This window comes from Arthrobacter bambusae (assembly GCF_030812595.1).
GTDB classification, from domain to species: Bacteria; Actinomycetota; Actinomycetes; order Actinomycetales; family Micrococcaceae; genus Arthrobacter; species Arthrobacter bambusae_B.
Map to the genome: position 1 here is coordinate 1 of NZ_JAUSSZ010000033.1, position 2,435 is coordinate 2,435.

Below are 2,435 nucleotides of genomic sequence, written 5' to 3' on the forward strand. Positions count from 1 at the left end.
ACCCTCGGCTGGAAAACACCCGCGCAAGCCCTCGAACAAATACTGGAAGAATCAGCAGCATAAAGGACGCGTTGCAACCACCACTTGAATCCGCCTCCGGTGTTGGCCCCATAGCTGAGCGAGCGTTTAGGGTTGAAAGATGCCGTCGTTCCAGACCAAGTTGAAGATCACCGGGCTCAAGCCAGGCAATCCGCCGGAGTCCGTGATGGCCGCTGCGCTTGAGGCCTTGGAAACGCGCCATCATGTCGAATCCAATCAGCTGGACATCGTTGGCGGCGTCCCCCAGATCAGTCTCCGATTCCTCGTGGAGCCGCGCGACTATCCGGGTGAGAACAGCGAGGCCCGCGCGTCGGCAGCCATGATGCGCGACGCCGTCGAACGCGTAGCGCTCACAGGAAACCTTTACGTCCTGCGCCGCAAGCGAGGGAAATGGTCGCCGGTCTGAGCACGACATCGGGGAAACGCGTCACGCCCGGCGGCTTTTCGCGAACGTCGACGGCGCACGCCCCCTGAAATTCGTGGCCTAGAGGTGCGGCGGCTCGCCCGGCTCGTCCACAGGCGAGCGGTCGCCACGGCGAAGCGTGACGACCACGCCCACCACGACGCCGATCACCAGCCCCGTGCCGGCGCCGATCAGTGAGCTCGCCCAGAACGGAAGCTTCGTCGTCGAGCCCGCAAAGTAACCCAGCCCGGCTTGCCATGCGGCCCACAACAATCCGCCCAAACCCGCGCAGAGACTGAAGCCGCGCGAGGAAACCTCGGCGATCCCGGAACCGGCCGAGGCCGCGAGCCGCCCACCAGGGATGAACCGGGCGCCGATGATCGCGCCGTAGGTGGAGGAGCGGCCCGCCTTCGCGATGGCGTGGTGGATTCCTTGGTGCACTTTGCGGCCCCAGGCCCAGCGGTCCAGGATATGGCTCAAGCGGCGCTTGAATAAATGGAAAACGAGCATGTCGCCCAGCCAGGATGCGACGGCGGCCAACAAACCCACCAGCCACAGATTGACCCGGCCCTCGGCGGCCAGCGCGCCACCGGTGATCACCAGCATCTCGGAAGGGATGGGCGGAAAGATCGCGTCACCCACCACCATGGGGACGATCCAGACATAGAGCGCGGCTCCCCAGCCATCGGCCGTGGTGATGTCCATGGGCACAAATTACCCCACTTTGGTGCACAGGCCGAGGTACTCGTGCAAGACTGGCGCCATGCGCCTCGAAATCCTCCAAGGTGACATCACCACGCGCGACGTCGACGCGATCGTCAACGCGGCCAACTCGTCTTTGTTGGGCGGCGGCGGAGTGGACGGTGCCATCCACCGCGCTGCCGGTCCCGCCCTCGTTGAAGCGTGCCGGGAGCTCCGCAGGACCTCGTTGCCGGATGGTTTGCCGGTGGGCAAGGCGGTAGCCACCCCGGGGTTCGATCTGCCCGCCAAGTGGGTGATCCACACCGTTGGCCCCAACAGGCACGCGGGCCAGACCGATCCGGCATTGTTGACCTCGTGCTTCCTTGAGAGCCTCGGAGTCGCTGCGTCCCTCGGCGCACGCTCGATCGCCTTTCCCGCGATCAGCGCCGGGATTTACGGCTGGGATGCGCGCGAAGTCGCCACAGTAGCGTTCGACGCCGGCCGGAACTTTGAGCGGTCCAGTCCGGATAGCGGCGTGGAGCTTGTTGAATTTGTCCTGTTCAGCGCCGAAATGACAGACGTGTTTCGGATGGCGTTCGGGGCTTAGCGGGCTCTCGCCCGTTAGGCGTGGTCCTTTTCAAGAACGGCTTTCAGCGCGCCGAGCTGCCCGACTTCGGACTGCATGGTCTTGGTGATCATGGATCCCATGAGTTTCATGAAACCTTTTGGCTGAAGATCCAGGGCAAAACGCAGGATGGTCGTGCCGTCGCTCTCCTGGAGGGTGAACGATCCTTTTGGCCGTGCAGGACCCGCGATTACCTGGAAGTCGAGGCGTTTGTTGGGCTCCGCGGCCGTGATTTCGTAGTCACCGGCGATCGGCCGACCTCCGGGGCCCGACAGCGACTGGGAATACACGGCACCCTTTGTGCCGGGCTCGCCGCTGGCAAGGGCAGCGGACTGGACAGTCGGCCGCCATAGTTTGTTGTTCAGTCCGTCCGCCACGAATGCGTAGACGTCGTTTGCGGGGCGGTTGATCGAGACTTCGTTTTCAGCGTGGGCCATGTGGTTCCTTTTCGCGAGACCGAACACCGCCCGACTTCCGGGCCGGCAAAACCGAGCATATACGCCCGGCCCCGTTGGCAACTCAGAAACGCACCATTGTTTCGGTACCCCGGCGCGGGAGACCTGACGCTCGCTCACTTATATAGGTATTTGGACTGGCGGGTTCAGGGGGTCGTTGCAACGCCTGAGTGGTTGGTGGTGTTGTGGGACGTTTTGGTCGGCCTGAGGTTCGGCGTGAATTGGTTCGGGT

The 2,435-nt window shown here is 63.7% G+C and carries 4 protein-coding genes; 2 read left to right on the forward strand and 2 right to left on the reverse strand.

Annotated features, from left to right (window positions below; translation table 11 throughout):
• The first annotated feature begins 139 nt into the window (after nucleotides 1-139).
• Nucleotides 140-445, forward strand: a complete 306-nt coding sequence (locus J2S96_RS20065) for a hypothetical protein (protein ID WP_306867639.1) — start codon at nucleotides 140-142, stop codon at nucleotides 443-445.
• A 78-nt stretch (nucleotides 446-523) separates the two neighbouring features.
• On the opposite strand, the gene J2S96_RS20070 is transcribed toward J2S96_RS20065, so the two are convergent.
• The gene (locus tag J2S96_RS20070; protein ID WP_306867641.1) at nucleotides 524-1,147 is read right to left on the reverse strand and encodes a DedA family protein; all 624 of its coding nucleotides are present in this window, start codon (nucleotides 1,145-1,147) and stop codon (nucleotides 524-526) included.
• A 58-nt stretch (nucleotides 1,148-1,205) separates the two neighbouring features.
• Here J2S96_RS20070 and J2S96_RS20075 point away from each other — a divergent pair, with 58 nt between their 5' ends.
• On the forward strand, nucleotides 1,206-1,730 hold the full coding sequence (locus J2S96_RS20075; RefSeq protein WP_306867643.1) for an O-acetyl-ADP-ribose deacetylase: 525 nt from the start codon (nucleotides 1,206-1,208) through the stop codon (nucleotides 1,728-1,730).
• Nucleotides 1,731-1,744: 14 nt separating this feature from the next.
• Here the strand turns inward: J2S96_RS20075 and J2S96_RS20080 are convergent, their stop codons facing one another.
• On the reverse strand, nucleotides 1,745-2,185 hold the full coding sequence (locus J2S96_RS20080) for an SRPBCC family protein (RefSeq protein WP_306867646.1): 441 nt from the start codon (nucleotides 2,183-2,185) through the stop codon (nucleotides 1,745-1,747).
• Nucleotides 2,186-2,435: the final 250 nt, after the last annotated feature.

What these genes read in the sequence shown, in the direction of transcription:
- J2S96_RS20065 (WP_306867639.1), top strand. Translation starts at nt 140, where the DNA reads ATGCCGTCGTTCCAGACCAAGTTGAAGATCACCGGGCTCAAGCCAGGC.
- J2S96_RS20075 (WP_306867643.1), top strand. Translation starts at nt 1,206, where the DNA reads ATGCGCCTCGAAATCCTCCAAGGTGACATCACCACGCGCGACGTCGAC.
- J2S96_RS20080 (WP_306867646.1), bottom strand. Translation starts at nt 2,185, where the DNA reads ATGGCCCACGCTGAAAACGAAGTCTCGATCAACCGCCCCGCAAACGAC.
- J2S96_RS20070 (WP_306867641.1), bottom strand. Translation starts at nt 1,147, where the DNA reads ATGGACATCACCACGGCCGATGGCTGGGGAGCCGCGCTCTATGTCTGG.